Below are 4,986 nucleotides of genomic sequence, written 5' to 3' on the forward strand. Positions count from 1 at the left end.
CGCACCGGGGCGCTCGGGATCAGGCCGCGTACTCGGAGACGCGCTGGTCGCGATCGGCGCCCGCGGCGTCCCCCGCGGAGTCGTAGCCGACGAAGTAGGCGGGCCGGGCCTGGACGGCCGAGTAGATCCGGCCTATGTACTCGCCGAGCAGGCCCACGCAGATGAGCTGGACACCGCCGATGAACAGCATGCCGATGAACAGCGAGGACCAGCCGGGCACGGTCGAGCCGAACGCGTACTGGAGCGTCGTGTAGATCGCCAGGCAGAAGCAGACGAGGAAGCTCAGCAGACCGAGCCAGGTCGCGAGCCGCAACGGGCTGGCGGAGAAGTTGGTGATGCTGTCGAGGGCCAGGCGGACCATCTTGGACAGCGGGTAGTGGGTGCTGCCGGCGACCCGCTCCTCGCGGACGTAGACGACCTCGCCGCTGCTGAAGCCGAGCCACGGCACGAGCAGCCGGTAGACCGGCTGGTGCTCGGGCAGGGACTTGAGCGCGTCGACGGCGGCCCGGCTGAGCAGGCGGAAGTCGCCGGCCTGGTTGGGCATGTTCTTGCCGACGAGCTTGCGCATCAGCCAGTAATAGACGCCGGCCGTGCGCCGCTTGAAGAAGGTGTCGGTGCCGCGGTCGCCGCGCACGCCGTAGACGATGTCCAGGTTCTTCTCGCGGGCCAGCTCGTACATCTCGACGATCTTCTCCGGCGGGTCCTGGAGGTCGGCGTCGATGCTCACGACGTACTCGCCGTAGGCCCGGTGGATGCCCGCGGTCAGCGCGGCCTGGTGCCCGGAGTTGCGGGCGAAGCGCACGATGCGCAGCTCGGGCCACTCCTGGCGGATCTTCTGCATGATCATCGGAGTGGCGTCGGTGCTGCCGTCGTCGATGCCGACCACCTCGTAGCTGATCCCCATGCCGTCCAGGATCGGGCGCAGGCGCGCCACGGTCAGGGGCAGGGCCTCCTGCTCGTTGTAGATCGGGATCACGACGGACAGCACGGGTGCCGACCGGTCGGCCGCGTCGCGTGCCGGGGCTGCTGCGTTCTGCATGGAGGGGCTTGTCTTCAATCTCCGAGAGCGGAAGACCGCCGGCGGGTGCCTGACGATCTGACCTGCCGAGAGCGGTACGTCGGCAGCGGACCACCAGGCCGACCACGCGGAGGCGCACCAGCTACCGGAGCCCTTGGCGCCACAGGGCGGAAGCGAGTGACCCGGGCGAGCGGCAACAATATCATCAGTAAAGCAATCATCATTTGATCGTCTTCGATCCCTGAACGGAGCGATTACCGCGCACCACCCGGCCCCCGACGCCGCGGTGGGCACCTCGCCGCGGTCGTCGCGAAGGAATTAGGGTTGCGGCGTGACCACAGACGACTACGCCACGTACATCGCGACCCTGCCCCGGGTGCTGGCCGGCGCGGCAGTCCTCTACCGGGACGCCGCGGGCCGAATCCTGCTCGTCGAGCCCAACTACCGTGAGGGCTGGGCCCTGCCGGGCGGCACCGTCGAATCGGACCAGGACGAGTCGCCGCGCACCGCGGCCCGGCGGGAGAGCGCCGAGGAGATCGGCATCGACCTCCCCCTCGGCCGCCTCCTGGCCGTCGACTGGGTGTTGGGGGCCGGCCGGCCGCCGCTGGTCGCCTACGTCTACGACGGCGGGGTACTCGACGAGGCGCAGCTCGCCTCCGTCACGCTGCAGGAGGAGGAGCTGATCTCCTGGCGGCTCGTCGAGCCCGCCGAACTCACCGCATATCTGCCCGAACCGCTCGGGTGGCGCATCCAAGAGGCGTACCGGATCGCGCAGTCGGGCGAGGGCGCCGCGGAACTGGAGAACGGCCGGCGCCCGGTCGCCCCGTAAGCACGGCTCGCCGTAACACCGGACTTACCTCGACCAGGACAGAATCAGCAGATGATCACGATGTACGCCTGGCCCAGCACCGCCGACGGGCCCGACGCCCTCCCCATGGTGCACTTCACCACCGACCAGCAGGCCGGTGGTGAAGTCACTCCGGAGGGGACCCCGGTCTGGCTGTTCGACACCGCGATACGCGAGGGCGGCTGGGCGCAGTTCACCGATTTCGAGGGCTGGTCCGTCCCGGCTGCCGGCTGGCAGGCCTTCTACCGCCGCGAGGACGACCTCCTGGCCGTCACCGGACCCGGCTCCTGCGAGGGCTGGTACCAGGGCAACCTCGGCGCCGATCCCGACTGGGTGGCGGCCGCCGCCACCCAGCAGAGCGTGGTCCTGCTCGCCGCCCCGGTCCAGCACCCCTCGCTGTACAGCTACGCCGTGGAGGCGGGAGCCGCCTTCGCGCTGCTCGTCCCGCTCCTTGTGGTCTGACCCGACCCGGTCATGCCAGGAGCTTGGCCTTGGCGCGGTCGAACTCCTCCTGGGTGATGTCGCCCTTGTCCTTGAGCGCGGAGAGCTTGTGCAGCTCGTCCGCGCTGCCGCCGGAGCCCGCCGTCTTCTGGACGTAGTCCCGGAACGCCGCCTCGTTCTCCTGAACCTGCTTCAGGTCCCGCTCGCCCATGCTCCTGCCCCGGGCGATGAGGTAGACGAACACGCCCAGGAAGGGCAGCAGGAGTACGAAGATCAGCCATCCCGCCTTCCCCCAGCCGCTCAGGCTGTGGTCACGGAAGATATCCGTGATGATCTTGAAGAGCAGGAAGAACCACATGACCCACAGGAACAGGTACAGCATCGTCCAGAAGATGTTGAGCAGCGGATAGTCGTCCATGCCCGACTCCGATCATGTAGCGGTATTCCATTCATACAACCGCTTCGAAAGGACCGCATTTCGGAATGGGGCAGGGGCCGGCCCTCTTTCAGGGCCGGGATTCAGGGCAGAACGGGGACCTGCTCTCCGGACTCGAAGGCCAGCAGCCGGACCTTGCGGTCGAGCCCGCCGCCGTAGCCGGTCATCCCGCCCGACGCGCCGATCACCCGGTGGCACGGCACGATGATGCCGATCGGGTTCTTCCCGTTCGCCAGGCCCACCGCGCGCGAGGCGTTGGGCTTGCCCAGCCTGGTCGCGAGCTCCCCGTACGACCACGTCTCGCCGTACGGGATCCGCACGAGCTGGTCCCAGACGCTGCGCTGGAAAGCGGTGCCCTCCAGGCACAGCGGGAGGTCGAACTCGGTGAGCTCCCCGGCGAAGTACGCGGTCAGTTGGCGCGACACCGCCGGGAAGGGTTCCTCGGCGGCGGCCACCCGCTCCCCGAAGGACTCCTCGGCCGGCCGGTGCCGCTGCCCGGTCATGTAGAGGCCGCTGAGGACCCCGTCCGTGGCGACCAGGGTCAGCGGGCCGTAGGGGCTGTCGACGACGGTGTGCGTCTTGGTGCCGTTCATGGTGGATCGCATCGCTGGTGCTCCTCAGACGGGCAGGTGGTTGATGGGGTGGGTGTCGGTCGCCCACAGGTACTGGACGGCGTACGCGCGCCAGGGCCGCCAGGTGGCCGCGCGCGCGGTGAGCGCCGAGGGGGTGGACGGCAGCCCGAGCCCCTGCGCCGCCCGCCGGACCCCCAGATCGGACGGCAGGAACGCGTCCGGGTCGCCGAGCGCCCGCATGGCGATCACCTCGGTGGTCCACGGGCCGAAGCCGGGCAGCGCCGAGAGCTGCGCCCGCGCCGCCTCCCAGTCGCTGTCGAAGCCGAGCGCCAGCGTGCCGTCGGCGAGCGCCGAGACCAGGGTGGTCAGCGTGGCGCGGCGGCTGCGCGGCAGGGCCAACGCCTCCGGGTCCAGCCCGGCGAGCGCCTGCGGGGAGGGGAAGAGGTGGGTCAGCCCGCCCAGCGGGTCCTCGATCGGCTCCCCGTGCGCGGTGACCAGCCGGGCCGCGTGCGTGCGCGCCGCCGAGGTGGAGACCTGCTGGCCCAGCACCGCCCGTACGGCGAACTCCGGCGCGTCGACCGTACGGGGTACCCGGCGCCCGGGGGCCTTGTCCACGAGGGGGGCCAGGAGCGGGTCGGAGCGGAGCTGCTCGTCGACCGCCTCGGGGTCGGCGTCCAGGTCGAGCATCCAGCGGCAGCGGCTGATGGCGATGGTGAGGTCGCGCAGGTCGGTCAGCGCGAGCCGACAGCCGATGTGGTCGGGATGGGGGGTCAGGGCGACGACACCGGTTCCGTAGGGCAGGCGCAGGGTGCGGCGATAGGCGCCGTCGCGCCACTCCTCGACCCCGGGGACGGCGGTCGCGGCGAGGTGGCCGAAGAGGTTGTCTGGGTTCAGCGGGGCTCGGAACGGCAGCCGCAGACTGATCGTCCCCGGGATCCGAGGCGGGGCGTTCCTGCTGCGGCCGGCCTTGACGGCCCGCTCCCGAAGCTCGCTCGGGGACAGGGCGAAGACCTCGCGGACGGTGTCGTTGAAGGTCCGGATGGAGGAGAACCCGGCGGCGAAGGCCACGTCGCCCATCGGGAGCTCGGAGGTCTCGATGAGCAGCCGGGCGGTCTGGGCGCGCTGGGCCCGGGCCAGAGCGAGCGGACCGGCCCCGAGCTCGGCGTTCAGCTGCCGTTCGACCTGGCGGGCCGAGTAGCCCAGCCGGGTGGCCAGGCCCGGCACCCCCTCACGGTCCACGACGCCGTCCTGGATCAGCCGCATCGCGCGCGCGACGGCGTCGGCCCGGGCGTTCCACTCGGGCGAACCGGGGCTCGTGTCGGGCCGGCACCGCTTGCAGGCCCGGAACCCGGCCTGCTGGCAGGCAGCCGCGCTGGGCAGGAAGGTCATGTTCTCGACCTTCGGCGGCACCGCGGGGCAGCTGGGGCGGCAGTAGATCCGGGTGGTCAGGACGGCGGTGAAGAACCAGCCGTCGAAGCGTGCGTCCTTCGACTGCACGGCCCTTACGCAGCGCTCGGTGTCGGTGTGCATGCGTCCAGCTTCGGGGTTCGTGTGACGGCGGGCTGGCGGTTTTCCGACATCAAGGCTAGCCGTGTCCCTGGCCGGGGGGTGCGGGTCTCCGGGCGGGGCGGGGCGGGGGTGGGGGCGTGGACGGGTGTGGCACCGGCCCGCG

General features: G+C 71.0%; 6 protein-coding genes. 2 read left to right on the plus strand and 4 right to left on the minus strand.

Annotated elements, in window-relative coordinates; genetic code table 11:
* Window positions 1-19: 19 nt before the first annotated feature.
* Window positions 20-1,039: a glycosyltransferase family 2 protein gene (locus tag ACWGIU_RS29570; RefSeq protein ID WP_453710873.1), complete on the minus strand. Its 1,020-nt coding sequence runs from the start codon at window positions 1,037-1,039 to the stop codon at window positions 20-22.
* Between the two features lie 310 nt (window positions 1,040-1,349).
* On the opposite strand from ACWGIU_RS29570, the gene ACWGIU_RS29575 reads away from it, so the two are divergent.
* Both ACWGIU_RS29575 and ACWGIU_RS29580 read left to right on the plus strand, forming a co-directional pair.
* Complete coding sequence (locus ACWGIU_RS29575; RefSeq protein ID WP_453710875.1) at window positions 1,350-1,847, plus strand: NUDIX domain-containing protein; 498 nt, start codon at window positions 1,350-1,352, stop codon at window positions 1,845-1,847.
* Between the two features lie 51 nt (window positions 1,848-1,898).
* A complete protein-coding gene (locus ACWGIU_RS29580) occupies window positions 1,899-2,327 on the plus strand; it encodes a hypothetical protein (protein ID WP_453710877.1) in 429 nt (142 codons plus the stop codon).
* A gap of 10 nt (window positions 2,328-2,337) precedes the next feature.
* Here ACWGIU_RS29580 and ACWGIU_RS29585 read toward each other — a convergent pair whose 3' ends face one another.
* The 3 genes from ACWGIU_RS29585 to ACWGIU_RS29595 all read right to left on the minus strand — a co-directional run bounded on the left by ACWGIU_RS29585 (window position 2,338) and on the right by ACWGIU_RS29595 (window position 4,844).
* Window positions 2,338-2,724 carry an SHOCT domain-containing protein gene (locus ACWGIU_RS29585; RefSeq protein WP_453710878.1) on the minus strand — a complete coding sequence of 129 codons (387 nt, stop codon included), beginning with the start codon at window positions 2,722-2,724 and terminating at the stop codon, window positions 2,338-2,340.
* A gap of 101 nt (window positions 2,725-2,825) precedes the next feature.
* Window positions 2,826-3,347 carry a methylated-DNA--[protein]-cysteine S-methyltransferase gene (locus ACWGIU_RS29590; RefSeq protein ID WP_453710880.1) on the minus strand — a complete coding sequence of 174 codons (522 nt, stop codon included), beginning with the start codon at window positions 3,345-3,347 and terminating at the stop codon, window positions 2,826-2,828.
* 12 nt (window positions 3,348-3,359) lie between these two features.
* Window positions 3,360-4,844 carry an AlkA N-terminal domain-containing protein gene (locus ACWGIU_RS29595; protein WP_453710882.1) on the minus strand — a complete coding sequence of 495 codons (1,485 nt, stop codon included), beginning with the start codon at window positions 4,842-4,844 and terminating at the stop codon, window positions 3,360-3,362.
* Window positions 4,845-4,986: the final 142 nt, after the last annotated feature.

This window comes from Streptomyces sp. NPDC054840 (genome assembly GCF_053611065.1).